24 protein-coding genes are annotated in these 25,794 nt (G+C 74.6%); 11 read left to right on the forward strand and 13 right to left on the reverse strand.

Going from position 1 to position 25,794, the window contains the following annotated elements; genetic code table 11:
• Nucleotides 1-95: 95 nt before the first annotated feature.
• Nucleotides 96-1,004: a TIGR03619 family F420-dependent LLM class oxidoreductase gene (locus GNZ18_RS13640; RefSeq protein ID WP_312874497.1), complete on the forward strand. Its 909-nt coding sequence runs from the start codon at nucleotides 96-98 to the stop codon at nucleotides 1,002-1,004.
• A 17-nt stretch (nucleotides 1,005-1,021) separates the two neighbouring features.
• Here GNZ18_RS13640 and GNZ18_RS13645 read toward each other — a convergent pair whose 3' ends face one another.
• Complete coding sequence (locus GNZ18_RS13645; RefSeq protein ID WP_214619260.1) at nucleotides 1,022-1,462, reverse strand: Lrp/AsnC family transcriptional regulator; 441 nt, start codon at nucleotides 1,460-1,462, stop codon at nucleotides 1,022-1,024.
• Between the two features lie 92 nt (nucleotides 1,463-1,554).
• Nucleotides 1,555-2,628 carry a LacI family DNA-binding transcriptional regulator gene (locus GNZ18_RS13650; RefSeq protein ID WP_312874498.1) on the reverse strand — a complete coding sequence of 358 codons (1,074 nt, stop codon included), beginning with the start codon at nucleotides 2,626-2,628 and terminating at the stop codon, nucleotides 1,555-1,557.
• 148 nt (nucleotides 2,629-2,776) lie between these two features.
• On the opposite strand from GNZ18_RS13650, the gene GNZ18_RS13655 reads away from it, so the two are divergent.
• Nucleotides 2,777-4,042, forward strand: coding sequence for an ABC transporter ATP-binding protein (locus tag GNZ18_RS13655; protein ID WP_156216755.1), 1,266 nt, complete (start codon nucleotides 2,777-2,779; stop codon nucleotides 4,040-4,042).
• A 122-nt stretch (nucleotides 4,043-4,164) separates the two neighbouring features.
• Here GNZ18_RS13655 and GNZ18_RS13660 read toward each other — a convergent pair whose 3' ends face one another.
• Complete coding sequence (locus GNZ18_RS13660) at nucleotides 4,165-5,274, reverse strand: M24 family metallopeptidase (RefSeq protein WP_308166218.1); 1,110 nt, start codon at nucleotides 5,272-5,274, stop codon at nucleotides 4,165-4,167.
• A gap of 255 nt (nucleotides 5,275-5,529) precedes the next feature.
• On the opposite strand from GNZ18_RS13660, the gene GNZ18_RS13665 reads away from it, so the two are divergent.
• The 7 genes from GNZ18_RS13665 (at nucleotide 5,530) to GNZ18_RS13695 (ending at nucleotide 13,600) form a co-directional block, all read left to right on the forward strand.
• The gene (locus tag GNZ18_RS13665) at nucleotides 5,530-6,450 is read left to right on the forward strand and encodes a 5'-3' exonuclease (RefSeq protein WP_156216757.1); all 921 of its coding nucleotides are present in this window, start codon (nucleotides 5,530-5,532) and stop codon (nucleotides 6,448-6,450) included.
• Between the two features lie 379 nt (nucleotides 6,451-6,829).
• Nucleotides 6,830-7,546: a Crp/Fnr family transcriptional regulator gene (locus GNZ18_RS13670; RefSeq protein ID WP_312874499.1), complete on the forward strand. Its 717-nt coding sequence runs from the start codon at nucleotides 6,830-6,832 to the stop codon at nucleotides 7,544-7,546.
• 73 nt (nucleotides 7,547-7,619) lie between these two features.
• On the forward strand, nucleotides 7,620-8,519 hold the full coding sequence (locus GNZ18_RS13675) for an NAD-dependent protein deacetylase (RefSeq protein ID WP_308166216.1): 900 nt from the start codon (nucleotides 7,620-7,622) through the stop codon (nucleotides 8,517-8,519).
• 173 nt (nucleotides 8,520-8,692) lie between these two features.
• The gene (locus GNZ18_RS13680; protein ID WP_156216761.1) at nucleotides 8,693-10,210 is read left to right on the forward strand and encodes a hypothetical protein; all 1,518 of its coding nucleotides are present in this window, start codon (nucleotides 8,693-8,695) and stop codon (nucleotides 10,208-10,210) included.
• A gap of 63 nt (nucleotides 10,211-10,273) precedes the next feature.
• Nucleotides 10,274-10,714: a hypothetical protein gene (locus tag GNZ18_RS13685; protein WP_312874500.1), complete on the forward strand. Its 441-nt coding sequence runs from the start codon at nucleotides 10,274-10,276 to the stop codon at nucleotides 10,712-10,714.
• 8 nt (nucleotides 10,715-10,722) lie between these two features.
• Nucleotides 10,723-11,865: an FHA domain-containing protein gene (locus GNZ18_RS13690; protein WP_312874501.1), complete on the forward strand. Its 1,143-nt coding sequence runs from the start codon at nucleotides 10,723-10,725 to the stop codon at nucleotides 11,863-11,865.
• 106 nt (nucleotides 11,866-11,971) lie between these two features.
• Nucleotides 11,972-13,600, forward strand: coding sequence for an MFS transporter (locus GNZ18_RS13695; protein ID WP_156216763.1), 1,629 nt, complete (start codon nucleotides 11,972-11,974; stop codon nucleotides 13,598-13,600).
• Nucleotides 13,601-14,239: 639 nt separating this feature from the next.
• Here the strand turns inward: GNZ18_RS13695 and GNZ18_RS13700 are convergent.
• The gene (locus tag GNZ18_RS13700; protein WP_156216766.1) at nucleotides 14,240-14,365 is read right to left on the reverse strand and encodes a TetR family transcriptional regulator; all 126 of its coding nucleotides are present in this window, start codon (nucleotides 14,363-14,365) and stop codon (nucleotides 14,240-14,242) included.
• A 152-nt stretch (nucleotides 14,366-14,517) separates the two neighbouring features.
• On the opposite strand from GNZ18_RS13700, the gene GNZ18_RS13705 reads away from it, so the two are divergent.
• On the forward strand, nucleotides 14,518-15,186 hold the full coding sequence (locus GNZ18_RS13705) for a class I SAM-dependent methyltransferase (RefSeq protein ID WP_156216768.1): 669 nt from the start codon (nucleotides 14,518-14,520) through the stop codon (nucleotides 15,184-15,186).
• Nucleotides 15,187-15,242: 56 nt separating this feature from the next.
• Here GNZ18_RS13705 and GNZ18_RS13710 read toward each other — a convergent pair whose 3' ends face one another.
• Together GNZ18_RS13710 and GNZ18_RS13715 are read right to left on the reverse strand one after the other, a co-directional pair.
• Complete coding sequence (locus tag GNZ18_RS13710) at nucleotides 15,243-16,091, reverse strand: ABC transporter permease (protein ID WP_156216770.1); 849 nt, start codon at nucleotides 16,089-16,091, stop codon at nucleotides 15,243-15,245.
• Entirely contained in the window at nucleotides 16,088-17,080 is a 993-nt protein-coding gene (locus GNZ18_RS13715; RefSeq protein ID WP_156216772.1) for an ABC transporter ATP-binding protein, read from the reverse strand. Before GNZ18_RS13715 ends, GNZ18_RS13710 begins: the two co-directional genes overlap by 4 nt.
• A 238-nt stretch (nucleotides 17,081-17,318) precedes the next feature.
• Between GNZ18_RS13715 and GNZ18_RS13720 the strand changes: the two genes are divergently transcribed.
• On the forward strand, nucleotides 17,319-18,353 hold the full coding sequence (locus GNZ18_RS13720) for an alpha/beta fold hydrolase (protein ID WP_173390760.1): 1,035 nt from the start codon (nucleotides 17,319-17,321) through the stop codon (nucleotides 18,351-18,353).
• A gap of 42 nt (nucleotides 18,354-18,395) precedes the next feature.
• Here GNZ18_RS13720 and GNZ18_RS13725 read toward each other — a convergent pair whose 3' ends face one another.
• From GNZ18_RS13725 to GNZ18_RS13755, 7 genes are all read right to left on the reverse strand, one after another.
• Nucleotides 18,396-18,758: a hypothetical protein gene (locus tag GNZ18_RS13725; RefSeq protein ID WP_156216776.1), complete on the reverse strand. Its 363-nt coding sequence runs from the start codon at nucleotides 18,756-18,758 to the stop codon at nucleotides 18,396-18,398.
• Nucleotides 18,759-19,000: 242 nt separating this feature from the next.
• Entirely contained in the window at nucleotides 19,001-21,766 is a 2,766-nt protein-coding gene (locus GNZ18_RS13730) for a DEAD/DEAH box helicase (RefSeq protein WP_156216778.1), read from the reverse strand.
• A gap of 246 nt (nucleotides 21,767-22,012) precedes the next feature.
• The gene (gene tatC, locus GNZ18_RS13735; RefSeq protein ID WP_156217024.1) at nucleotides 22,013-22,837 is read right to left on the reverse strand and encodes a twin-arginine translocase subunit TatC; all 825 of its coding nucleotides are present in this window, start codon (nucleotides 22,835-22,837) and stop codon (nucleotides 22,013-22,015) included.
• Nucleotides 22,838-22,936: 99 nt separating this feature from the next.
• Nucleotides 22,937-23,308 carry a Sec-independent protein translocase subunit TatA gene (gene tatA, locus GNZ18_RS13740; protein WP_156216779.1) on the reverse strand — a complete coding sequence of 124 codons (372 nt, stop codon included), beginning with the start codon at nucleotides 23,306-23,308 and terminating at the stop codon, nucleotides 22,937-22,939.
• 29 nt (nucleotides 23,309-23,337) lie between these two features.
• Entirely contained in the window at nucleotides 23,338-23,559 is a 222-nt protein-coding gene (locus tag GNZ18_RS13745; protein WP_308166212.1) for a hypothetical protein, read from the reverse strand.
• Between the two features lie 23 nt (nucleotides 23,560-23,582).
• Nucleotides 23,583-24,593, reverse strand: coding sequence for a helix-turn-helix transcriptional regulator (locus GNZ18_RS13750; RefSeq protein ID WP_156216780.1), 1,011 nt, complete (start codon nucleotides 24,591-24,593; stop codon nucleotides 23,583-23,585).
• Nucleotides 24,590-25,615 (reverse strand): helix-turn-helix transcriptional regulator, encoded by a 1,026-nt coding sequence (locus tag GNZ18_RS13755; RefSeq protein ID WP_156216781.1) that lies wholly within the window; start codon nucleotides 25,613-25,615, stop codon nucleotides 24,590-24,592. The genes GNZ18_RS13750 and GNZ18_RS13755 overlap by 4 nt, the downstream gene beginning before the upstream one ends.
• Between the last annotated feature and the right edge of the window lie 179 nt (nucleotides 25,616-25,794).

Consider the following 25,794-nt stretch of genomic DNA (forward strand, 5'->3'; position numbering starts at 1 on the left):
GGCAGGACGTACCGGCCCGCCGCCTTGACGTTGTAAGGTGCGGGCCGGTACTAGGGTCGGAGCGAAGACGGGCAGCGGGAGACCAAGGGGGCGCCGTGCTGATCGGGTTCGCCGTACCGGTGTCGGGGGCGTGGGCCACCCCGGCCCACCAGGTGGAGATCGCGCGGCGCGCGGAGGAGCTCGGCTACCACTCGCTGTGGACGCTGCAGCGCCTGCTCAACCCCGCCGGCTCCCCCGAGCGCGACTACCGCGCCGTCCCCGACCCGCTGGTGACGCTGGCCTACCTCGCCGGGTTCACCCGGCGGGCGCGGCTCGGCGTGGCCGTGGTCAACCTGCCCTTCTACGCGCCCGCGATGCTCGCCAAGCAGGCCGCCACCCTCGACCACGTCAGCGGCGGGCGGCTCGACCTCGGGCTCGGGCTCGGCTGGATGCCCGAGGAGTTCGCCGCGCTCGGCGCGTCGATGGAGCGGCGCGGCGCCCGCGCGGAGGAGTTCCTCGCGGTGCTCCGGGCGCTGTGGCACGGGTCCGGGGAGTACCACGGGGAGTTCTACGACGTCCCGCCGGTGATCATGGAGCCGCGCCCGCTCCAGCCGGCGGGGCCGCCGGTGCTGCTCGGCGGCGCGTCCGAGCGGGCGCTGCGCCGGGCCGGGCGGCTCGCGGCGGGCTGGGTCAGCTCCAGCCGCGCCGACCCCGCCGCGCTCGGCCGCTCCATCGAGACCGTCCGCGCGGCGGCGCGGGAGGCGGGACGGGACGCCGCGGAGCTGCGGTTCGTGGCGCGGGCGGCCGTCCGGATCCGTCCCGGCGGGGTGGGCGGAGAGGACCGCAGGCCGCTCACCGGGACCCACGAGGAGATCCGCGCCGACCTCGCGTCGCTGGAGCGGCAGGGCGTCACCGAGGCGTTCCTCGACCTGAACTTCGACCCCGAGGTCACCGGGCCGGACGCCGACCCGGACGCCGCGACACGGCTCGCGCACGAGGCGCTGGAGGCGTTCGCGCCCGTCTGAACGCTCGCAGGCGCCGCTCACAGGCGGGGGCGGCGGCCCTCCCAGGGGGTGCTCAGCACGACCGTCGTGCGGGTCGCGACGTTCGCCGCCGCGCGGATGAGCTGGAGCAGCTCCTCCAGCTCGTTGGGGGACGCGACGCGGACCTTGAGGATGTAGCTCTCGTCCCCGGCCACCGAGTGGCACGCCTCGATCGCGGTGAGATGGGCGAGCCGCTCGGGCGCGTCGTCGGGCGCGGCGGGGTCGGTCGGCTTGATCGACACGAACGCGGTCAGCGGCAGCCCGACCTGCTCGTGGTCGAGCTGCGCGGTGAACCCCTTGATCACGCCGCGCTTCTCCAGCCGCCGGACGCGCTGGTGCACGGCCGACACCGACAGGCCGGTCTCCTTGGCCAGATCGGTGAAACTCATCCGCCCGTCATCGGCCAGCAGCGCCATGATCTGACGATCGATCTCCTCCACGCCGGAAATCTAGCGTGCCGGGCGCCCTCCCCGGGGGCGGTCGGATCACAGAACGGCGTCCCCGGCGCCGGGCGCCGCCCGGAGCGCGGGGCTCAGGGGTGGCGGGGCGTGCCCCGGCCGGGCGCGCGGGCCGTGCGGATCGCGCCGCAGCTCCCCCGCACGACCAGCTCGGTCGGCAGCAGCACCGGCCCTCCCCTGCCCCGCCGGGCCCGGTCGCGCAGCAGCAGCTCGCACGCCCGGTAGCCGATGTCGCGGGCGGGACGGGCGACCGCGGTGAGCGGCGGGTCGCACAGCTCGGCCCACGCGACGTCGTCGACCATCGCGATCGACACGTCCGCGGGGACCCGCAGGTCCAGCTCGCGGGCGACCAGCACGGCGGCCTCGCCGAGCAGGTGCCCGGCGGCCAGGACGGCGGTCACGTCGGCGCGCCGCTGCAGCAGGCCCGCGGCCGCCGCGTAGGCGGCGTCGCCCGCCGGGCGGGCCGCGACGACCAGGTCCTCCTCGACCGGGACGCGCAGCTGCGCGAGCGTGTCGCGGAACGCGCGCTCGCGCACCCCGAGCGGCGTCCCCGGCTCCTCGCGCGGGACGCCGGGCGGCGCGGCGCCGAGGAAGGCGATCGTGCGGTGGCCGAGCCCGACCAGGTACTCCACGAGCGAGCGGACGCCGCCCGCGTCGTCGGCGAGGACCGCGGGGATCTCCGGCAGGCCCGGCAGGACCCGGTCGGCGAACACGACGCTGGAGCACACCCGGGCGGCGGCGCGCCAGTCGGCCTCCCGTCCGGCGGGCACCGCGATGACGCCGTCCACCCGCTGCTCGACGAGCCGGTCGAGGATCTCGGCCTCGCGGGCGGGGTCGCCGTGGGCGGCGTCCACGATGACGTGCTCGCCGAGCGTGCGGGCGCAGGCGAGCACGCCCGCGACCAGCTCCGCGCAGAACGGGTCGGTGACGTCCGGGACGATCAGCCCGATGCCGCCTCTGCGGCGCAGCTTCAGGCCGCGGCCGAGGGCGCTCGGCCGGTAGTCCAGCTCGCGGGCGGCGGCCAGCACCCGCTCGCGGGTCGCCGCGCTCACCGAGCCCGTGCCGGAGAACACCCGCGACACCGTGGCGATCCCGACGCCGGCCGCGGCCGCCACGTCCTTGATCGTCGCCGATCGCGGCTGCGTCACCGCCCCGCCCCCTCCCGTCCCGGCCTTCCGATCATCTTCTCATGACCCGGCCTCCCCTGGAAACGATTCCATGTTGTTTACTCCGGAGACTGACATAAATTCCCTGTTGGACAGGGTGGATAGAAAACGTTTCCATCGGGAGGATCTGATGGCCAAGATCGTGCTGGACCGGGTCGACAAGGTGTACGCGGGCGGCGTCAAGGCCGTGGACGGCCTGGACCTGGAGATCCGCGACGGCGAGTTCATGGTCCTGGTGGGTCCGTCCGGCTGCGGCAAGTCGACCGCGCTGCGGATGATCGCCGGGCTGGAGGAGATCAGCGGCGGCAAGGTCTCGATCGGCGACCAGGTCGTCAACGACCTCGCGCCGAAGGACCGCGACATCGCGATGGTGTTCCAGAACTACGCGCTGTACCCGCACATGACCGTCGAGCAGAACCTCGCGTTCGGGCTGAAGCTGCGCGGCACCCCCAAGGCCGAGATCCGCAAGAAGGTCCACGAGGCCGCCAAGATGCTCGGCCTGGAGCAGTACCTCGGCCGCAAGCCCGCCGCGCTGTCGGGCGGCCAGCGCCAGCGCGTGGCGATGGGGCGCGCGATCGTCCGCGAGCCGCGCGCGTTCCTGATGGACGAGCCGCTGTCCAACCTCGACGCCAAGCTGCGCGTGTCCATGCGCGCGTCGCTGAGCCAGCTCCACGAGCGGCTCGGCGTCACCACCGTCTACGTCACCCACGACCAGGTCGAGGCGATGACGCTGGGCTCGCGGGTGTGCGTGCTGCGCGAGGGCAAGCTGCAGCAGGTCGACACCCCGCAGCGGCTGTTCGACAACCCGGTCAACCTGTTCGTGGCGGGCTTCATCGGCTCCCCGGCGATGAACTTCGTCTCCGCCGAGCTGACCGGCGGCGCCGGCGGCGGCGCGCGGATCTCCTTCGCCGGGTTCTCGCTGCCGGTGCCCGACTCGGTGCTCGCCGCCAAGCCGGGCCTGCAGAGCTACGTGGGCCGCACGGTGATCCTCGGCATCCGCCCGTCGGACTTCGAGGACGCCGCGCACGCCGACTCCGCGTGGGCGCCGCTGACCGTCAAGAGCAGCGTCACCGAGGAGCTGGGCAGCGAGATCAACGTGATCTTCGCGATCGACGCGCCGCCGGTCGAGCACAAGGACACCGCCGACCTCGCCGAGGACGCCGCCGAGGGCGAGACCGAGGCGATCCCGCTGATCGACAACCGGGCGCTGTGGACGGCGCGCGTCAACTCGCGCTCGCACGTCCGCCCCGGCCAGCAGGTCGACCTGGCCGTGGACACCACGCGGCTGCACTTCTTCGACCCGGCCAGTGGCCTGGCGATCGGGCACCCGGACGCGGCGGGCACGTCGGGCGCCGCGTCCCCGGCCGACACCGTCACCGACACGCTCCGCAAGTAACCGCCGCCGCGCAGCCATCGTCAAGGACCACCGCCGAGGAGCCACCGCAGGTAACACCGCCCTCCGCACGGCGACGCCCACGGCCCGCACGGACCGTGGGCGTCGCCCTGCCGGGCGGAGGGTCAGCCGGTGATCACCAGGCCGTGGTCGGTGGTGTTCATCGGCTCGTGGCCGTCCTCGGTGCACACCACGATGTCCTCGATGCGCGCGCCGTGCGGGCCCGGGTAGATGCCCGGCTCGACCGAGAACGCCATGCCGGGCTCCAGCGGCTCCCGGTTGCCCGCGACGATGTAGGGGTCCTCGTGGGTCTCCAGGCCGATGCCGTGGCCGGTGCGGTGGAAGAAGTGCTCCCCGTACCCGGCCGCCGCGATGATGTCGCGGCCCGCCGCGTCCACCGCCTCGGGCGTGACCCCGGGACGGACCGCCGCGCACGACGCCCGCTGCGCCTCCTCCAGCACCCGGTAGTACTCCAGGTACGCGGCCGGGGGCTCGCCGACGCAGTAGTTGCGGGTGGAGTCCGAGCAGTAGCCGCTCGGCATCGTCCCGCCGATGTCGACCACGACGGGCTCGCCGGGGCCGATGACGCGATCGCCCGGCTCGGCGTGCGGGTTGGCGCCGTTCGGGCCGGACCCGACGATGACGAAGTCCACGGTGGCGTGGCCCTCGGCGATGATCGCGTCGGCGATGTCGCGGGCGACCTCGTGCTCGGTCCGCCCCGCCTTGAGGAGGCCGGGGACGCGGCGGTGGACGCGGTCGATCGCCGCGCCCGCCTCCCGCAGCGCCGCCACCTCGGCGGCGCTCTTGCGGATCCGCAGCGTCCGCAGCACCTCGCCCGCCGCGACCTGCTCGGCGCCCGGCAGCGCCGCGCGGAACCGCAGCGCCATCACCGCCCACATCCGGTCGGCCACGCCCACCCTCGCGAGGTCGCGGGGCAGCCGCGCGGCGGCGAGCGCGAACGGGTCGTCGGTCTCGTCCCACGGGACGAGCTCGACGTCCAGGCGCCCGGCGGGCGACTCCCGCGCGGCGGGCAGCTCCAGCCTCGGCACCATCATGAACGGCTCCCCGGCGGCGGGCACCACCAGGCAGGTCAGCCGCTCCAGCGGCAGCGCGTCGTACCCGGTCACATAGCGCAGGTCCGGGCCGGGCGTCAGCAGCACCGCGCCGAGGCCCGCCCGCGCCGTGGCCTCCCGCACCCGTCCGACGCGCTCGCGCGGATACAACTCCGTCGTCACATCCGTCTCCATGCCGGTCGCGACGGCACCGCGCGGCGCCGACCGCGCCGCGTACCGCCGCTCCCTCCTCCCTGTGACCTGGCCTTGTGTCGTCTCACCTGTGCTCGGAGGCGGGACGCCCGCCCCGGGCACACCACCAGGATCCCAAGGACCCCGGCCTCCCGGCGCCCCGGCCCGCCCCCGCCGGCGATACCCGCGCCCCCGCGCGCCCGGGTCGGCCCGGGACCGTCGTACCGGCGTGCGACGATGGGGCGCATGAGCGGGTTGATGCTGCTGGACACGCCGTCGCTGTACTTCCGCGCCTTCTTCGGGGTGCCCGAGTCGGTCACCGCCCCCGACGGGACGCCGGTGAACGCGGTGCGCGGCCTCGTCGACATGATCGCGCGGCTCGTCCAGGACCGCTCCCCCGACCGGCTCGTGTGCTGCATGGACGCCGACTGGCGGCCCGAGTTCCGGGTCGCGGCGCTGCCGTCCTACAAGGCGCACCGGGTCGCCGACGACGGCGGCGACCAGACGCCCGACGCGCTGGAGGCGCAGCTCCCGGTGATCGACGCCGTCCTCGCCGCGTTCGGGCTCGCCAGCGCGGGCGTCGCCGGGTACGAGGCGGACGACGTCATCGGCACCCTCGCGGTGCGCGGCGCCGCCGAGGGCCCGGTCGACATCGTCACCGGCGACCGCGACCTGTTCCAGCTCGTCGACGACGCCGGGCCCGTCGCCGTCCTGTACACCGCGCGCGGCATCAGGAACCTCCAGATCATGGGCGAGAAGGAGGTCGCGGAGAAGTACCGCATCCCGGGCCGCGCCTACGGCGACTACGCGACGCTGCGCGGCGACCCCAGCGACGGGCTGCCCGGCGTGCCGGGCGTCGGCGACAAGACCGCGGCGGCGCTGGTCACCCGGTTCGGGTCGGTCGCGGGGATCCTCGCCGCGCTGGACGCGGGCACCGACGAGGGCTTCCCGGCGGGTGCGCGCCGCCGGATGGAGGCCGCCCGCGGGTACCTGGCCTCCGCCGAGACGGTGGTCCGCGTCGTCACCGACATCGACGCGCCCGAGCTGACCGGCCTGGACGACCGGCTCCCCACCGAGCCCCGCGACCCCGAGGCGCTGGTCGAGCTGGCCGACCGCTGGAACCTGTCGGGCCCCGTCAACCGCCTCCTCAACGCCCTCGCCCGCTGACCGCCCGCCGGACCGCCCGCTGACCCGCCCGCCGGACCGCCCGCGCCGGCCGTCCCGCCGACCGTCATCCGCCGGAGCGCCGTGACCTGGGGGCTTGACCGGCGCGAGACCCACTGTGTCAGGTGACGCAGACGGTATGGGCCCACGGGTGCAGCCTGGGGAATCAGTGAGGGGGTTTCCTGAGGGACATGCGATGCCGGCACCGCCGCTGGACAGGGCAGGACACGCGCCCCGTCCGCGGCGGCCGCATGAGCGGACCGGTATCCGCGGCACCGGGCCTCAGCGCCCCACTCCTCCCACCAGCCGCGGGTACCGGTTCACCTGGCGGCGCGTCCCTGCCCCGACCCGCGGGCCCGCGGGCCCGGGAAGCGGACCCCTCGTGAGCGAACGGACCGGCCCCGACCTCACCCTCGCGCGCGGCGAGGGCTTCTGGGACGACCTCGACACCCCCCAGCGCGCGGCGCTGCGGCAGGTGGCGCGGCCGCGCAACTACCAGCCGCGCATGCCGCTGTGCTACCAGGGCGACGAGTCCGACCACATCATCCTCATCGAGAGCGGCTGGGCGAAGGTCATCTCCTCCACCGCCGACGGGCACGAGGTGGTGCTGGCCGTGCGCGGCCCCGGCGACCTCGTGTGCGAGAGCGCGGTGCTCGGCGGCCGGGAGCGGTCGGCGACCGTGACGGCGCTCAGCCCGATCCGCGCGCTGGTGGTGCCCGCCGCGCGCTTCACCGCCTTCCTCGACGCCCATCCCGCCGTGTGGCTGCTGGTCAGCGGCACGTTCGTGCGCCGCCTGGACGACGCGGACCGGCGCCTGCAGGCGCACGTGTCGGCGCGCGGCGCCCGGCGGCTGGCACTGCTGCTCACCCAGCTCGCGGAGCTGTCGGCGCGGCACTGCCCGCCCTCCCCCGACGGCCGCGTCGACATCGCCCCGCCGCTGTCGCAGGAGGAGCTCGGCAGTTGGATGGACGCCTCCCGCGAGACCGTCGCGCGCGCCCTGAACAGCCTGCGGCGGCGCGACCTGGTCAGCACGGGCTGGCGGAAGATCACCGTGGTGGACCTGCCCGGCCTGCGGGCGTTCGCGAACGGCCAGGACTGACCGCGGCCTCGCCCTTTACATTGTAGATTCGCAATGGTGACGAGCGGTGCGGGTCGTCGTGCACCATGGAGGGGTGACGGAGGTTCTGGACGGGCAGGCCGGGGCGGCGGCCCCCGCCGTGCGGCCGCTGGCGGAGCTGGTGGCGGGCGGCGGCGTCCTGGTGCTGAGCGGGGCGGGGCTGTCCACCGAGTCGGGCATCCCCGACTACCGGGGCGAGACCGGGCAGCGGCAGCGCGCCCGCTCCACCGAGCAGCCGATGACCTACCAGCGGTTCACCGGCAGCGCCGCCGCGCGCCGCCGGTACTGGGCGCGCAGCCATCTCGGCTGGCGGCACATCGCGGGCGCGCGCCCGAACGGCGGGCACCTCGCGGTCGCCGAGCTGCAGGCGCGGGGGCTGGTCGGCGCGGTCATCACGCAGAACGTGGACGGGCTGCACCAGGCCGCCGGGGCGCGGGACGTGGTGGAGCTGCACGGCGCCCTGTCCCGGGTGGTGTGCCTGGCCTGCGGCGGGCGCACGCCGCGCGGCCACCTGGAGCGGCGCCTCCGCGAGGCCAACCCCGGCTGGGCCGGGCGGGCGGAGGCCGTGAACCCCGACGGCGACGTCGCCCTCGACGACGCCGCCGTGGACGCCTTCCGGACCGTGGGCTGCGACCGGTGCGGCGGCCCGCTGAAGCCCGACGTGGTGTTCTTCGGGGAGAACGTCCCGCCCGCCCGCGTCGCGGAGTGCTACGCGCTGACCGAGGCGGCCCGCGCGCTGCTGGTGCTCGGGTCGTCGCTGACGGTGATGTCGGGGCTCCGGTTCGTCCGGCACGCGGCGCGGCTCGGCGTCCCGGTCGCGATCGTGAACCGGGGCGCCACGCGGGGTGACGCGCACGCGGCCCTCACGCTGGACGCGCCGCTGGGCACGGCGCTGGCCGCCCTGCTCGCCGAACTGGGGCCCGCCGTGGCGCCCGGGACCGTCCCCTCCGCCTGATCCCCGTCCGCCCGGCCGCCCGCCGAGGCGACCGTCGGCGCGCCGCCGCCGGAACGATCACGTCGGCCGCCGGGGCGGTGTGCGCCCGAGTCCGCAGATCCGGGGCGTCGGGCTGGGATAGGGTGTCGCCCTGTTCGATGGGGTTCGCAGGGCGGGGGCGTCACTTGTCAGGTATGCGGCCACCGGGAGATCTCACCCCGTATCTGCTCGGGGCCTCGGTGTGGGACGACGACCGGGTACGGGACGCGGGGATCCCGATCTACGACATGCCGCTGGTGTCGGTGGGCGGCGGGCTCGGCTCGTTCACGCTGCTGGACGTGCTGCGGATCCAGGGCGCCGCCACCGCGTCCATGCGGGTGGTGTCCAGCCGGGACGCGCCCTGGCAGTCGTGGGAGTACCTCACGCGCGTGTCGCAGCTCCCGGCGGGCGAGCGGATCCGCTCCGACGCGGGCGCGCGACCCGACAACATCTGGGGCTTCCCCTCCTACGCCGTCCACGAGGCGTGGCGGGACCGTTCCCCCCGCCTGCTGTGGCAGGTGCTGACCGAGCCGATCCTCAGCGACTTCTTCAGCCCGCGCGCGCAGACGGTGTTCGACACCGTCCGGCGGGAGGCCGACCGGATCTCCTACTGGGAGATGCTCGTCAAGGGCCAGGTCCGGATGGTGCGGCGCCGCGCGGGCGGCGGGTACTTCACCGTCCTGAACCCGCCGCCGGGGACGGCGCCGACCAAGCGGGTCGCGATCCGGTCGAAGTACGTGCACCTGGCCGTCGGCTACCCCGGGCTGAAGTTCCTGCAGGACCTCCAGGAGTTCCGCGAGACCCACAACGACTACCACCGCGTCGTGAACGCCTACGAGCCGCACGAGCACGTGTACGAGACGCTCAAGTCGCGTCCGGGCGTGGTGGTCGTGCGGGGCGCGGGGATCGTCGCCTCGCGCGTCCTGCAGCGGCTGATGGACGACCGGGAGCGCCACGGCCTCCAGACCCGGATCGTGCACGTGTTCCGCACGTATGTGACCGGCGCGCACGGTCCGCACCCATGGATGCGGCGCAAGGGCGGCGACGGCTGGGCCTACCAGGCGTTCACGCTGCCCAAGTCGGCGTTCGGCGGGCAGTTGAAGGCGCAGTTCCGCAAGGCGTCGCCGGAGCGGCGCGCGGCGCTGTCCAAGGCCGTCGGCGGGACCACGACGCCGAGGCTGCGCCGCTGGCAGGAGCAGATGCGGCGGGGCCGGAGCGGCGGCTGGTACGTGCCGGTCCAGGCCGTCGTCGACCGGGTCGAGCCGTCGCCGGACGGGCGGCTGGTCAGCCACGTGCGCGGCGACGACGGCGGCCGGGCGCGGCACGTGTCGGACTTCATCGTCGACTGCACCGGGCTGGAGGCCGACATGCCCGAGCACCGGGTGCTGGCCGACCTGCTCCAGCACGGCGGGGCGCGGCGCAACGGCGCGGGCCGGCTCGCGGTCGCGCCGAGCTTCGCGGTGCTCGGCGCCGAGAGCGGCGACGGCGTGCTCTACGCCTCGGGAGCCGCGGCGGCGGGCAACCACTTCCCCGCCGTGGACAGCTTCCTCGGCATGCAGACCGCCGCGCTGGACATCGCCGCCGACCTCGCCCGGCGCGGGTTCTGCCGGCGGCTCGGCCCGGCGCGGTCGGTCCGCCAGTGGACGCGCTGGGCCACCGGCCGCCCCGTCTGACCCCTCTCCCCCGCCACCCCCGCCTCCCTCCTCACATCTCGGTTCCCCCAGGAGCGTCCCACCGTGATCCCGACCCTCGCCGGTCGCCTCCAGACCCGGGTGTTCGTGCTGGCGACCGTCGGCGCGGTACTGACCGCGCTGATCGTGCCGGTGCTGCCCGGCACCGCGGGCCCGCTCGCGCAGACCTACCGGACCGCCTACCTGATCCTGCTCGCGGTCGCCGTGGTCGGGCTCGGCTGGGAGCTGCTCTACCACCTGGTGATGCAGTTCCGCTGGGACAAGGACTGGCCGACGCTGTTCGGACTCGTCACGATGGTCCCGGAAGGGTTGGTGATGTGGTTCCTGCTGGACGGCGGGCTGGTGCCGGGCGTGCGGGGGCATGTCGCGGCCTCCACCTTCGCGACGATGTTCGTCGTGGTGTGGCTCGGGCAGTGGCTGTTCCTCCACGGTCCGATGCGGGTGCTGTCGGTGACGTGGCGGCTGCGGGGCGGGCGGCTGCTGTGAGGGGCGGCGTGCACGGGTTCGCGCGGCCGCTGCCGGGCGACGGGCTCGTCGCCCAGGAGGGCTCCCTCTCGCTGGTGTGCGCCGCGCCGGACGCGGTGACCGCGCCGCTGGTCGACGCGCTCCTCACGGCGCTGGAGGAGGTCGCGGAGGCGGACGGGGACGGGACCGCGCTGGTGGGCCGGGTCGCCGGGCTCCTCGCGGCGCGGCGCGGCCTGCGCCCGCACGCGTGCGCGGTCGCCGGGCCGTCCGGGGAGTCGGGGCTCGCGGTGCTGGTCAGCGGGGACGCCGGCGCCCGGGTGATGCTGGCGGGCGGCGCGGAGGTCCGGCTCGGCGGCGCCCCGGGCGGCACGGAGGAGCGGACCGTCCAGGGGCCCGTCGCGAGCCTCGAACTGGCCCTCGGCACCGCCGGGCGGGCCGAGCCGCGCCTGCGGCTGACCTCGGGCGTCGTGCGGGGCGGCGGGCTGCGCCGGTCATTGCGGCGGCCCGCGCGAGCATCCGTCCGGCCGGTTCGGCCCGCCGCCGGGTCGGCCGCGCAGGCGGCGGTGCGGGCCGCCGGGAAGCCCTCCGTCCAGGAGCCTGCGCGGCCCGCGCCGAAGGTCGCGCCGCCGCCCACGGCGATCGAGCCGGCGCCCGAGCCGGTCAGCCTGATCCGCAAGCACCCGAGGCGCGCGACCGGCCCGCGGGTGCTCGGGGTGAACTGCAAGAACGAGCACTTCAACGACCCCCGCGCGCACTACTGCGCGGTGTGCGGGATCTCGATGCTGCAGCTCACGCTCTCGCCGTTCCACGGGCCCCGGCCGCCGCTCGGGGTGCTGCTGCTGGACGACGGCCACACGATCCCGCTCGACCACGACCAGCTCGTCGGGCGCGTCGCCGAGAAGGCGCCGGAGGTGGCCGCGGGGAAGGCGCGCCCGCTGCGGCTGACCGACGAGGAGGCGTCGGTGTCGCGGCGGCACGCGCTCGTCCGGCTGGACGAGTGGCAGGTGAGCGTGGTCGACCTCGGCTCCGCGAACGGCACGGCGGTGCGGGACCCGGGCACGGAGGAGTTCCGCAGGCTGCCGCCGGAGACCGCGGTCGAGCTGCGGCCGGGCGCGACGGTCCGGATCGGGCTGTCGCGCACCTTCCGATTCGAATCCAACCGCAAGGTGTGATCCGCTTCTGCGGGATCATGGCCCGCGCGGGACGCGCGTCCGCACGGCGGCGCTCCCGCTGACTCCCCCCGGTCGGCTCCGCCGGCTCCCCCTGGAAAGGACCTCGATGCGATCACGGCCCGTGGGCGGCATCGCCTTCGCCCATCCACCGGCCTTCTGGGCCGGCTTCCTCGCGTGCGTCGCGGGGGTGGTGCTGCACCTGCCGATGTACCTGGACTCGTCCGACATGCACTACCACATGGCGGACATGCCGATGGACACCCCGATGAAGGCCGGGATGGCGCTGATCGTGGCGGGGCTCGCCGCGACCGCCTACGGGCTGATCCCCCGCGGGCTCCGGGCGTCCCGGGGCGCGGAGGTGCGGGTGCGCGCGGCGCGGGACGCCCCGTTCCGTCCGGCGCACATCGGGCTGGTGCTGGTGATGACGACGGCGGTGACGATCGACGCGATGAAGCCGATCTCGCTGTCGTTCGTCGCGCCGGGGATGGGCAAGGAGTACGGGCTGAAGTCGGCGCTGAACCCGGGCGGGCACTGGCCGGTGGCGCTGCTGCCGCTGTTCGGGCTGACGGGAACGGTCCTCGGCTCGTTCCTGTGGGGCTGGCTCGGCGACCACATCGGGCGCCGCTCGTCGATCCTGCTGGCCGGGGTGATGTTCGTGGCGACGGCGGTGTGCGGGACGATGCCGTCGTTCTGGTGGAACCTCGTGATGTGCCTGCTGATGGGGCTGGCGGCGGGCGGGATGCTGCCGATCACGTTCTCGCTGCTGGCGGAGATGGTCCCGGGACGGCACCGCGGCTGGGTGATGGTGCTGATCGGCGGGAACCTGGCCCTCGCCTACGTGATCACCAGCTCGCTGTCGTCGGCGCTCGTCCCGCACTACTCGTGGCGGATCCTGTGGCTGGTGGGGCTGCCCACGGGCGTCGCGCTGATCCTGCTCAACCGGTGGATCCCCGAGTCGCCGCGCTTCCTGCTCGCGCACGGCCGCGAGGCCGAGGCCCGCGAGATCATGGCCCGCTACGGCGTGGTCGAGGCGTCGGAGGAGGAGGCCGCCGCGGACGTGGCGCGCGACGAGCGGGAGGAGGCCGCGCGCGGCGCCGGGTACCTGCCGCTGTTCCGGCGCCCGTTCGGCGGGCTGAGCCTCGCGGTGGTGATCCTCGGGCTCGGGATCGGGCTGGTGACCTACGGGTTCCAGCTGTGGATCCCCTCCAACCTGCAGAAGCTCGGGCTGGCGCAGAAGAGCGCCGACGAGGCGCTGCGGGACTCCTCGCTGCTCGGGCTGCCGCTGGTGTTCGTCGCCGCCGCGATGTACGGGCTGTGGAGCGCCAAGAAGACGATCATCGTGCTGACGGCGCTGGTCGCGGCGGCGCTGGTGGCGTTCTCGTTCGCGGGCGAGGACCTGGCGCACGACCGCGTGTGGCTGTACGTCCTGCTGGCGGGCCCGATCGTCGGGACGGCGACGATCGGCGCGGTGCTGGCGGCCTACAGCTCGGAGATCTACCCGACGCGGATCCGGTCGCGTGGGTCGGGCCTGTCGGCGGGCGTCGGCAAGCTCGGCGGCGTGGTCGTGACGGTCGTGCTGGTCGCGGGCTCGACGGTGCCCTCGATCGGGCAGACGGCGCTGCTCGGCGCGATCCCGCTGCTGGCCGCCGTGGTCGTGGTGATGTTCTTCGGCGTCGAGACGCGGCGGGCGGCGGGCCCGGCCGGTCCGCCGGGGGCCGCGTCCGCCGACACCTGACGCACGGCCGGCCCCGGGCTAGCCCGCCCTCTCGCGGACGAGGGCGCGCAGACCGGGGCCGCCGCGCGAGGAACGCCGCGGCGAGCGCGGACCAGGCGAACGTAGCGGCCCGGACGCCGGCCCTGGAACGCCTGTTGAACGCGCCCGTCGCGAGCCGTCCGAGGACCAGGCCGGGCACGGTGCCCGCGGCCAGCCCGTAGGCGAGCCCGGCGAGCATCGTCGCGCGACCTGGTTCGGGGCCGTCGTCCCCGCGATCCGCCGGGCCAGCGGCTCGGGGAGGAACAGGACGCCGCAGGAACCGGGCGCGGGCGGCACGTCCTGGCGGCTCGCGGCGGGCCACAGGTACTCGGGCGAGGACACGGTGCCGCGCACGCCCAGGCTCCGCCAGGAACCGCCGTGCCAGACCGCGACCCGCGAGCCGGGCGCCAGGTGCGCGTGGTCGGCGACGGTCCAGGTAGGCGCCCTTCAGGACCTTCACCCTGTACACCTCGGGCTGCGCGGCGGCGGGGAGCCCGGCGACGCGTCCGACGAGCGGGGACCCGTCGGGCATGCGCATCGGGACGTCGGCGACGGTGCGCGCGCCGAGGGCCTGGAGGATCGCCGCGACCGGCCCCTCCGGCTCCCGCTCCAGCGCGTGCATCACCGCAGCGCCTCGACCGACCCGAAGTAGTGCGCGAGCGCGTTGTCGGCCCGCGCCCGCTTTGCCACGGCCCGGGAGGTCACCGCGGCCCAGCCGCCCTCGGCCAGCACCTCGTCGTCGGCCATCCCGCCGCTTGGTCACTCGCTTGGCGACTGCCCGATAGCGGTACCGACGGTGCGAGGAGCGGCGGGGCCCGGCCCTTGACGGGGGCGGGCGGCGCGTCCGACGATTCGGTGATCAACGGCCGTGGGCGGCGGGACGAGCGGAGGGGACGCCGGTGGCGAAGACACGATCGAGCGGGACGGGGCCCGGCGACATCGCGCCGGACGGGTCGGCGGTGGAGTTCTACGCCGCGCAGCCCCGCAACGAGGAGGCCGCCGCGCTGGTGCACGGCGCGCTGCCGCCGGGCGCGTCGATCCTGGAGCTGGGCGCGGGCGCGGGGCGGGTCACCGCGCCGCTGGTGGCGCTCGGGCACCCGGTCACGGCGGTGGACGACTCGGCGGAGATGCTCGCCCGGGTGACGGGCGCGCGGACGGTGTGCTCGCCGATCGAGGACCTGGACCTGCCGGACCGGTTCGGCTGCGTGCTGATGATGTCCTACCTGGTCAACTACGGCGACCGGACGGCGCTGCTGGACGCCTGCCGCCGGCACGCCGCCCCGGACGGGCTGGTGATCGTGCAGCGCGAGACCGTCGACTGGGAGGAGGCCCCCCGCGCGTGGTCGCACGACGGGATCGACTTCCGGCTGTCCGAGCTGGAGCGGCTGGACCCGGAGCGGTGCGCGGCGACGATCGAGTACCGGATGGGCGAGCGCCGCTGGACGCACTCCTTCGTCTCGCGGAGGCTGGGCGAGGAGGAGCTTCCGGAGGTGCTGGCGGCGTCGGGGCTGCGCCTGGACCGGTTCCTGGACGAGGGGCACGGCTGGGTGGCCGCCCGCCCCGCCTGACCATCTCACGTGGCCGGCCCGGGGCGCGATGCCCCGGGCCGGTCAGGTGATGCGGGTCAGGCGTCGCGGCGCTTCAGCAGGGTCGCCGCGAGGGCGAGCAGCAGCACCGTCCACACGGCGAAGACGCCGTAGCCCTGCCAGGGCGTCAGCAGGTCGTCCTTGCCCTGGTGGGCCTGGGCGATGAGGTGCCCGGCCTCGGAGGGCAGGTAGGCGTGGACGTGGTCGCCGAGGCTGCCGGGCAGCAGCGCGGCCAGCGGCGAGAGCACGAGCACGAACCCGATCACGCCGGTGATGCCGCCGGCGGGGTGCCGCACGATCGCGCCGATCGCCATCGCGAACAGGCCGAGCATCGCCAGGTACAGGCCGCCGCCGACGACCGCGCGCAGCACGCCGGGGTCGCCGAGCGACACCGGCACCTTGTCGTTCATCAGCGCGGCGCCGATGAAGAACGACGCGAACGACACCACGACGCCGAGGACGAGCATGAGCAGCCCGAACACGGCGGCCTTCGCCCACAGCATCGGCAGCCGGCGCGGCACGGCCAGCAGGCTCGCGCGGATCATGCCGGTGGAGTACTCCGAGGCGATCACCAGGACGCCGAGGACGCACACGGTCAGCTGGCTGAGGAAGAACCCGCTGCCGAGGATCATGCTGGTGGGGTCGGCGGCGATCGTCGCGCGGTCGCCCGCGTCGGTCTTGTCCCACTGCCCGACGGTGAGCCCGACGAACAGGGCGGTGAAGCCGAGGTCGAGGACGACCAGCAGGATCAGCGACCACAGCGTCGAGCGGACCGTGCGGATCTTCGTCCACTCGGCGATCATGAGCCGGCCGACGCGCTTGCCGAGCGGCACCGGCGCCGTCCCGGGCGGCGCGGACGCGGCGTGGCCGGAGGTGGCGGCGGTCATCGGGTCTTCCCTTCCTGTGCGGGAACGGCGCCCGGGATCGCCGCGGCACCGTCGAGGCCGGCCGCGGCGGCCGCGCCCCCGGCGGTGTCGCCGTACTCGACGCTCTCGCGGGTGAGTTCCATGAACGCCGCCTCCAGCGACCCGCGCCGCGGGGTGAGCTCGTGCAGCACCAGGCCCTCGGCGGCGGCGAGTTCGCCGACGCGCGGCGCCTCCATGTGGGTGACGGTGAGCGGGGCGCCCGGCTCGGCGCCGGGCACGACCGTGGCGCCCTCGGCGGTGAGCAGGCCGGTGAGCCGCTCGGCCTCGGGGGTGCGGACGACGACCATCTTCTCGGTGCTGCGCTCGATGAACTCCTCGGTGGAGCAGTCGGCGATCAGCTTGCCCCGGCCGATGACGATGAGGTGGTCGGCGGTGACCGCCATCTCGTTCATCAGGTGGCTGGAGACGAACACCGTGCGCCCCTCGGCGGCGAGCCGCTGCATGAGGGTGCGGATCCAGACGATGCCCTCGGGGTCGAGGCCGTTGACCGGCTCGTCCAGGATGAGGATGGACGGGTCGCCCAGCAGCGCGGCGGCGATGCCGAGCCGCTGCCCCATGCCCAGCGAGAAGCCGCCGGCGCGCTTGCGGGCGACGCCGGTGAGGCCGACGAGCTCGATGACCTCGTCGAGCCGCTTGCGGCCGACGCCCTGGGTCTGGGCGAGGCAGCGCAGGTGGTTGTAGGCGCTGCGGCCGGTGTGGACCGCGCGGGCCTCCAGCAGCGCGCCGACGACCCGCAGCGGCTCGTGCAGGTCGCGGTAGTGGCGGCCGTGGATGCGCGCGTCGCCGCGGTGCGGCCGGTCGAGACCGAGCAGCAGCCGCATCGTGGTCGACTTCCCGGCGCCGTTCGGGCCGAGGAAGCCGGTCACCCTGCCGGGGTGCACGGTGAAAGAGAGGTCATCCACGGCGAGCCTGTCGCCGTAGCGTTTGGTGAGGTTCTCCGCCTCGATCATGCGTTTACGTCCTGGGGGGTCGATGACGGGTTCGGTGACCGGGATCACACTAACGTGCTGATCGTCGGCGACGGATCCTCCTGGAAGCCGATCCGTCTCCGACCACGGTAGGGGAATCCCGGAGGTGTAGGACAATCCGGTCTCCTACTTCGTGGGGAGCAGGGACGGGTCGTCTGGAGGCCCGATGACGGGCGGGGCGGCGGCGGGAATGCTGGGGTGGCGACCGAAAGGGAGGCCCATGACCGCCGAGCCCCAGCCCGCGACGGACCCCGCCGCGGGGCCCGCCGAAGAGCCCGCGCCGAACCCCGGACCCCGGCGGGGGCGTCCGAGGCTCCGCCGGTGGGCGCGGCGGTCCGCGGCGGCGTTCCTGGCGCTGCTGGTGCTGGCGACCTGCTTCTCCTTCGGCTACAACGCGGCGACGGCGGGCCGCGCCCGCGAACCGGACGGGCTGGAGTTCGTCCAGGCCGCCGGGATCCGCACCCGCTACCGGCACTGGGGAGCGCAGGGGCCGCCGGTGGTGCTGGTGCACGGAGCCGCCGAGTCGTCCGACACCTGGGAGGCGGTGGCGGCGCGGCTCGCGGCGCGGCACCGGGTGTTCGCGCTCGACCTGACCGGCTGGGGCTACAGCGAGCGCCGCGCCCCCTACGACGCCGCGCACCAGGGGGAGCAGCTCCTGGGGTTCCTGGACGCGCTGCGCCTGGACGGCGCGCTGGTCGTCGGGCACTCCAGCGGCGCGGGCGTGGCCGCCGAGGCGGTGCTGCGCGCCCCGTCCCGGATGGGCGGGCTGGTGTTCCTGGACGGCGACGCCCTGGACACCGGGGCCGGGTCGGGCGCCGACGGGCTGCGGTTCGTGCTGCGCGACCCGTTCCGGACGACGCTGCTGCGGCTGGCGGTCCGCTCCGACTGGGTGATCAGGAAGATCTACGGGTCGCAGTGCGGGCCGGCCTGCCCCCGGCTGGACGGCGCGGGCGTGGACCGGTGGCGGCGCCCGTTCCAGGTCGAGGGCGCCGAGGAGGCGCTGTGGCGGATGCGGGGCGTGGTCGGGCTGCCCGCGTCCCGGGTCGCGGACCTCGCGCGGGTCCCGCTCCGCAAGGCGGTGGTGTTCGGCGCCGGCGACGACGTCTTCTCCGCCGCCACCCCCCGCGAGACGGCCGCCCGGATCGGCGCCCCGCCCCCGACGGTCATCCCGGGGGCGCGGCACCTGGCGCTGGTGTCGCACCCGCGCGAGGTCGCGGACGCGATCGAGGCCGCGGCCCCGGCCCCGGGGCGCTGATTCCGCGCCCGGCCCGGCGCGGGGCCGGGCCCGGGCGCGCGGTCAGGCGGTGGCAAGCTCGTCGGCCGCGTTGACGTCCTTGTGGAACCGCCTGTTGACGTAGAGCCGCTCGCCGAGCGACTCGCAGCGCCACCACAGGCCGGAGGGCGGGCCGATCCGCGTGTAGCGGGGCACCTCGCGCAGGACCTCCTTGACGGGCGTCATCCGCAGCCGCCCCGACCCGCACACCAGGATCCGCCGGTCGGTGACGACCACGACGCGGTAGGCGTTGGCGAACAGGATGATCCAGTAGGAGATCAGGGCGAAGTACTGGCTGGTCGTCTGGGCGCAGAACACCGCCTGGATGTTCTCGCCCGGCTGCAGGACGTGGGCCGCGTTGGCACGCAGTTTGTCGCGGATAGCCACGGTCAGGACCTTTCTCGCGTGTCGCATGGGCGCCGACCGGTGGCCGCCGGCACCGGACGGCACGCGGGCACGGCACGGCTCCCACGGCCCTCAGGGGGCGTCGGGCGCTCCGCATTGTGCCAGCCGGACTCCCCCGCAATACGACATTTCACGGCAGAGCCAGAAATCGCCGCCGTTTCGTTTCTTTCAGGGACCGCCGGACGCCACCGCCCAGGTCAGGCGACCGGCGGCGGACGGCGGTGTCAGGCGACCGAGGAGTAGGCGACGACGCCGCGCCGCATCGCGTCCATCGCGCGGCGGGCGGTCTTGCGGATGTGGCTGTTGGGCGGCGCGGCGTCGGCGACCTGCCCGAGCAGGTCGAGGAGCTGCTTGACGGCGCGGACGAAGTCCCCGGCGGTGAGGTCGCTCTCCAGCAGCACCGCGTCGAGGTCGTCGCCCTTGGCCCACCGGTAGGCGGTCCAGGCGAACCCGAGGTCGGGTTCGCGCAGGAACGAGACGCGGTTGTCGCGCTCGACGCCCTCCAGCTCGCCCCAGAGCCGCACCATCGCGGCGAGCGCGTCCTGCGCGGGGCCGGGCGGCGTGCGGGGCGGGGTGGCGTCGTCGGGCTGCCGCGACTCGTAGACGAGCGCGGACACGCACGCGGCGAGGCCCGCGTGGTCGAGGTGCTCCCACAGGCCCTCGCGGAGGCTCTCGGCGGTCAGCAGGTCCAGCTCGTTGTAGATGCGGCCGAGGCGACGGCCCTCGTCGGTGACCGAGTCGCCCTCCAGGTAACCGAGCTGCTGCAGGACGGCGCAGACCCGGTCGAAGGTGCGGGCGATCACCTGGGAGCGGCCCTCGACGCGGCGGCGGAGCTGCTCGGTCTCGCGGTCGAGCCGGTGGTAGCGCTCGGCCCAGCGGGCGTGGTCCTCGCGCTGGTCGCAGCCGTGCACGGGGTGGCGGCGCAGCTCGGCGCGCAGCCGGGCGACCTCGGCGTCGTCGGCGGCGGGCACGTCCCGCCCCCGGCGGCGCTCGCGGACGTCCACGGGGACCTTGTTCCGCAGCGTGGACGCCAGGTCGCGGCGGTCCTGCGGGTTGCGGGGGCTGAACGACTTCGGGATGCGGATCCGCTCGACGGGCTCCACGGCGCGGGGGAAGTCCTGGATGGACAGCCGCTGCACGGACCGGTTCACGGTCAGGACGAGCGGCGCGGGCCCGTCCGAGCGCCGCCCGACGCCGGGGTCCAGCACGACAGCGAGCCCCGACCGCCGCCCGGCCGGCACGAGGATGACATCGCCCGGCCGCAGGTGCTCCAGGGATTTCGCGGCCTCGGCGCGGCGGGCGGAGGACCGCTCCCGCGACATCTCCGACTCCCGGTCCGACAGGCGCCGGCGCAGCGCCGCGTACTCCATGAAGTCGCCGAGGTGGCACTCGGCGGCCTTGGCGTACCCGGCGAGGGCCTCCTCGTTCTTGTGGACCTGCCGGGCGAGGCCGACGACGGCGCGGTCGGCCTGGAACTGCGCGAACGACTCCTCCAGCAGCGTCCGGGCGCGCTCGTTGCCGACGGCGCCGACGAGGTTCACGGCCATGTTGTAGGACGGCCGGAAGCTGGAGTTCAGCGGGTAGGTGCGGGTGCCGGCGAGCCCGGCGACCGACGCGGGCTCCACGCTCGGCCCCCACACCACGACGGCGTGGCCCTCGACGTCGATGCCGCGCCGCCCGGCGCGCCCGGTGAGCTGGGTGTACTCGCCCGGGGTGAGGTCGACGTGCGCCTCCCCGTTCCACTTGTCGAGCTTCTCGATCACCACGGTGCGGGCGGGCATGTTGATGCCGAGCGCGAGCGTCTCGGTCGCGAACACCGCCTTGATCACCCCGCGGGTGAACAGCTCCTCGACGATCTCCTTGAAGGTGGGCAGCATCCCGGCGTGGTGGGCGGCGACGCCGCGCTCCAGCGCGGCGAGGAAGTCGTCGTAGCCGAGGATCCGCAGGTCCTCGGCGGTGATGTCGGCGGTGCGCAGCGACGCGTGCGCGCGGATCTCCTCGGCCTCCTCCTTGGAGGTGAGCCGGATCCCGGCGTTCAGGCACTGCAGGACGGCCGCGTCGCAGCCGGCGCGGCTGAAGATGAACGTGATCGCCGGGAGCAGCCCGGCGCGCTCCAGCCGCTCGATGACCTCGGGCCGGGGCGGCGGCCGGAACCGCTGGGGGCGGGGCGCGCGGCGCCGCCCGGTGCGCCGGCCCTGGTTGACCTTGGAGCGGCGGACCTCCTCGACGGCCATCCGGGTGAGCTGCGGGTTCAGGCGGGCCTGCCGGTCCTTGCCCTTGCCGGTGTCGACGAACAGGTCGTACAGCCGCGTCCCGACGAGCATGTGCTGGAACAGCGGGACGGGCCGGTGCTCGTCGACGATCACGGCGGTGTCGCCGCGGACCTCGTGCAGCCACTCGCCGAACTCCTCGGCGTTGGACACCGTCGCCGACAGCGCCACGATCCGCACCGAGTCGGGGACGTGGATGATCACCTCTTCCCAGACGGCGCCGCGGAACCGGTCGGCGAGGTAGTGGACCTCGTCCATCACCACGAACGCCAGGCCCGCGAGGGTCGGGGACCCGGCGTACAGCATGTTCCGCAGCACCTCGGTGGTCATCACCACGACCGGCGCCTCGCCGTTGACGCTGTTGTCGCCGGTGAGCAGCCCGACCTTCTCCGGCCCGTAGCGGCGGACGAGGTCGGCGTACTTCTGGTTCGACAGCGCCTTGATCGGCGTGGTGTAGAAGCACTTGGTGCCGCCGGTGAGCGCGAGGTGGACGGCGAACTCCCCCACCACGGTCTTGCCGGAGCCGGTGGGCGCGGCGACCAGGACGCCGCTGCCCTCTTCCAGCGCCCGGCACGCCTCAAGCTGGAACGCGTCCAGCTCGAAGTCGTACAGGGTGCGGAAGTCGAGCAGGGCGGGGCCGTTCCCGGCGGTGCGGCTGCGGTAGGCGGCGTACCGCTGCGCCGGGGTCTGCCCGGCCGACGTCGTGTCGGGGGTGGTCATGGCACCGAGCCTACGGTTTCGACCGGCCCGATTCCCAATCCTAATCCGGGGCCGGGGGCGTCCCGGCGGCCCGCGCGCCCCGGCGGCGGCGCCTGCGACGCCCCTGTCACGCTCCGGAGACATTCCTGTGGCGCGGACCCGCGGGTCCGCCGGGGGACATCGGGAACCGGCCCGGCGGCCCGGAAGACCGCCCGACCGGTCGGGCGGCGGGTCGCCGGCGGGGTGACGCGCGGAGGCGGCGGGGGGTCAGGCGCGGGAGTCGCCCTTCTCCAGCTCGGCGTCGATGGCGTCGAGGTCGAGCGGGGACGCCTCGTCGTCGGCCAGGTCGGCGTAGGGGTCGGGCCGGCGGGCCTTGCGGCGGTCGTTGAAGAACGCCAGGAGCGCCGCGATCTCGAACAGCACCACGGTCGGGAGCGCCAGCGCGAGCATCGTGAACGGGTCGGCGCTGGGAGTGGCGACGGCCGCGAACGCGAAGATGCCGAAGATCGCGACCCGCTGGGACTTGCGGATCCGGGACGAGCTGAGCACACCGGCCAGGTTGAGGATCACCACGAACAGCGGCAGCTCGAACGTCAGCCCGAACACCAGCAGCATCGTCAGCACGTAGCTGAGATAGCTGTCGACGGTGATCAGCGGTTTGACGTCGTCGGCGACGAACCCCAGGAAGATCGCCAGGCCCTTGTCCACGGTCACGTACGCGAGCGCGGAGCCGATGAAGAACAGCGGGACCGCGGCGCCCATGAACGTGTAGGTCCAGCGGCGCTCCTTCTGGTACAGCCCGGGCGCGACGAACGCCCAGATCTGGTACAGCCACACCGGGGAGGAGATGACCGCGCCGATGATGCAGGAGATCTTCAGCTTCAGGAAGAACGAGGAGAAGATCCCGTTGACGAACAGGGAGCACTGGTCCTTGTCGACCACCCGGGACTGCGGCAGCGAGCAGTAGGGCTGCTTCAGCACGTCCCAGACGGGGTCGAACAGCAACCAGCCGATGATCGCGCCGATCACCAGCGCGAGGATCGACTTGATCAACCGGTTGCGCAGCTCACGGAGATGCTCCATCAGGGGCATGCGTCCGTCGGGGGTGGACTTGCGCGCGGTCCGCTTCAATGTGGTCACGTCGTCACCGGCTTGCCGGTCCGTTCGGTCGCTAGCGGGAGGAAGGCCAGGTCAGGAGGTCTTGCGGTTGCCGTAGTCGGAAACCGGGACACCCTGGATCGGCTCCCCGGACGACAGCGCGCCCTGCTGCCGGGGCGCCTCCTGCGCCGCGGCCTCGCGTTCGAGCCGCGCCGCCTCCTCGCGCAACTGCGCCGCGCGGTCACGCGCCGCGTTCGACTGCGCACCGCCCGCCTTCGCCTGCGCGGCGTCGGACTTGGCCGCCGTGTCGGGCTCGTCGTCGTCGCGCAGGCCCTTGGTCTCAGCCTTCAGGATGCGCGCCGACTTGCCCAGCGACCGCGCGAGCTGCGGAAGCTTCGCCGATCCGAAGATCAGAACGACGACGAGCAAGACGATCAGCAGCTCCGGAGTCCCGATGTTGCCCATGTTCACATCCTCTTCAGCCGGGAGTCGTGCTAGGACGATCGTACGCCGTCCCCGGGCGGTTGTGGGATCCGAGCCGCCTGAAGATCGGACAGTTCACCACGCAGCGCCGACTGTTTGGGGCCAAGCCGCTGCCTGGTGCGTTCCAGTTCACGCCCGAACCGCCGTACGCCCAGGTAGACGCGGAACGCGGCGTAGGCGAGCACCACCAGGCCGGCCGATCCGAGCGCCACCGGCACCGCAACCCAAGTCACCTCCGTCACGGTAGCCGACCCCGTCAGCCCATGCCGTACAGGGCCAGCGCCCGCGCGGCGTCGTCGCGGACGCCCGCCGCCAGCGACGCGGGCTCCACGATCCGGCCCTGGTCGCCGAGGCGCAGCGCGAGGCCCCGCACCCAGCGGGTGTCGGGGGTCCGCAGCACCACCCGCAGCCGCCCCTCCCCCAGTTCCAGGACGCTCTCGCACGGGTAGTAGTCGGCGACCCAGCGGCCCCGGGCGGTCAACTCCAGCGCGACCCGCACGTCCCGCGGGGACGGGCGGAACAGCCCGGCGTCCACGTCGATCGGCTCGGCCTCGTCGGGGACGTGCGCCGGGACGTCCAGGACGGTGAGCCCCGCGATCCGGTCCAGCTTGAACAGCCGGACGGCCTCCGCGCGGCGGCACCAGCCCTCCAGGTAGGTGGTGCCCTCCACCACCAGCACCCGCATCGGGTCGACGTCGCGCTCGGTGTTCTCGTCCCGCGCGGGGACGTAGTAGGTGAGGTGGACGCGGCGGCCGGCGGCGATCGCGTCGCGCAGCCGCCCGAGCAGGGTGCCGGCGCCGTCCGGGGCGGCGGCGCCGTGGGCGTCGACCTCCACCGCGACCTGGCTGCTGACGGCGGCGGCGGCGCCCGCCGCGCTCTCCAGCTTGGCGATCACCCGGCTGAGCGCGTCCCGGTCGTGCAGGTCGGGGATCCCCGCCAGCATCCGCAGCGCGACCAGCAGCGCGCTGGCCTCGTCGACCTTCAGCCGCAGCGGCCGCGCGATCGACTCGGCCTCGGCGACGGTGATCTCCCCGCCCTCGTAGGACAGGTCGATCGGGCAGTAGGGGTCGGGCGCGCGCAACTCCACGCACCACAGCAGGTTCAGGTCGTCGATGAGCTGCTTCTCGGTCACCCCGAACGCGGCGGCGGCCTCGCCGAGCGCGACCGAGTCGCGGTTCACCACGTAGGGGACGAGCGCCAGCAGCCGCGCGAGGCGGTCGGTGGAGGTGTTCGCGGCGGGCCGCCCCGCCGCCGTGCCGGTGCTCATCGCCCGCTCACCGAGCCGTCCCGCATCATGTCGCCGCCGTCCCCGCACGGGTCCTGGACGCTGCCCGCCAGGACCGACTTCAGCTGCTGGATCACCGCGTCGCGCAGGTCGGGCGGATCGAGCACGACGACGTCGTCGGCGAACCGCACCAGGTAGGGCGCGAACCGCTCCACGTCCTGGAACATCAGCGTCGCCTCGTCCCACGCGCCGCCGTCGACGGCCCGCACGTCCCGCGCCCACCGGCGCGGCCCCTGCGCGGCGCCCGCGCGCAGCCGCACGGTCGCCGGGCGCGGGTCGCTGACCGGGTCGCCCCAGTCGAAGGCGATGCGCCGCACGTCCACGCCGTCGGGGACGGTGACGGTGCCGGGCGCGCCGTCGCCGGCGACGTCGCCGACGATGCGGCTCAGCCGGAACACCCGCTGCTCCTCGCGGTCGCGGTCGAACCCGACCGCGTACCAGCGGCCCCGGCGGCTCACCACGCCCCACGGCTCCAGGTGCCGCCGCGCCACCGACGTCCGGCCGATGCCCTGGTAGTCGAACGCGACCGGGCGGCCGTCGCGGACCGCCTCCCACAGCGCCGGGAACGCCGGGTCGCCGGTGTTGACGCGGGGCTCGATCCCGACGGCGGTCGTCACGTCGGTCTCCACCCCCGCCGCCCGCAGCTTCAGCAGCGCGCCGGACGCGGCCTCGGCCATGCTCGCGCGCTGCCACACCCGCGCGGCGATCCCCAGCACCGCCGCCTCGTCGGAGGTGAGGTGGATGTCGGGCAGCTCGTAGGCCTGCGGCGGGATCCGGTAGCCGATCTCCTCACCGCCGCCGCCCCCCTGGTCGCTGCCGACCTCCAGCGGCACGCCGAGCTCGCGCAGCTCCTCCTTGTCGCGCTCGAACATCCGCTTGAACGCCTCGTCGGAGTCGGGATAGCCGGGCACCGCCCGGCGGATCTGCTCGGCCGTCAGGTAACGCCGCGTCGCGAGCAGGCACACCACCAGGTTCAACAGACGCTCGGTCTTGCGCCGTGACATAACGACCCCCTTCCCCGCCGGACACGCTACCGGAACCGCGCCCGCCTCCTGGGGGAGTTGGACGACATGGCGGGCATGTGCGGCCCGAGCGGAACCAACGACGCTACCTCCTCCGGAGCCCCTCCGGTGACCTCCGCCGATCCGGCGCCGGACGGGTCCGGCTCCGCTACGGTCTGCGG

This window comes from Actinomadura litoris, assembly GCF_009733595.1.
Classification (GTDB): Bacteria; Actinomycetota; Actinomycetes; order Streptosporangiales; family Streptosporangiaceae; genus Spirillospora; species Spirillospora litoris.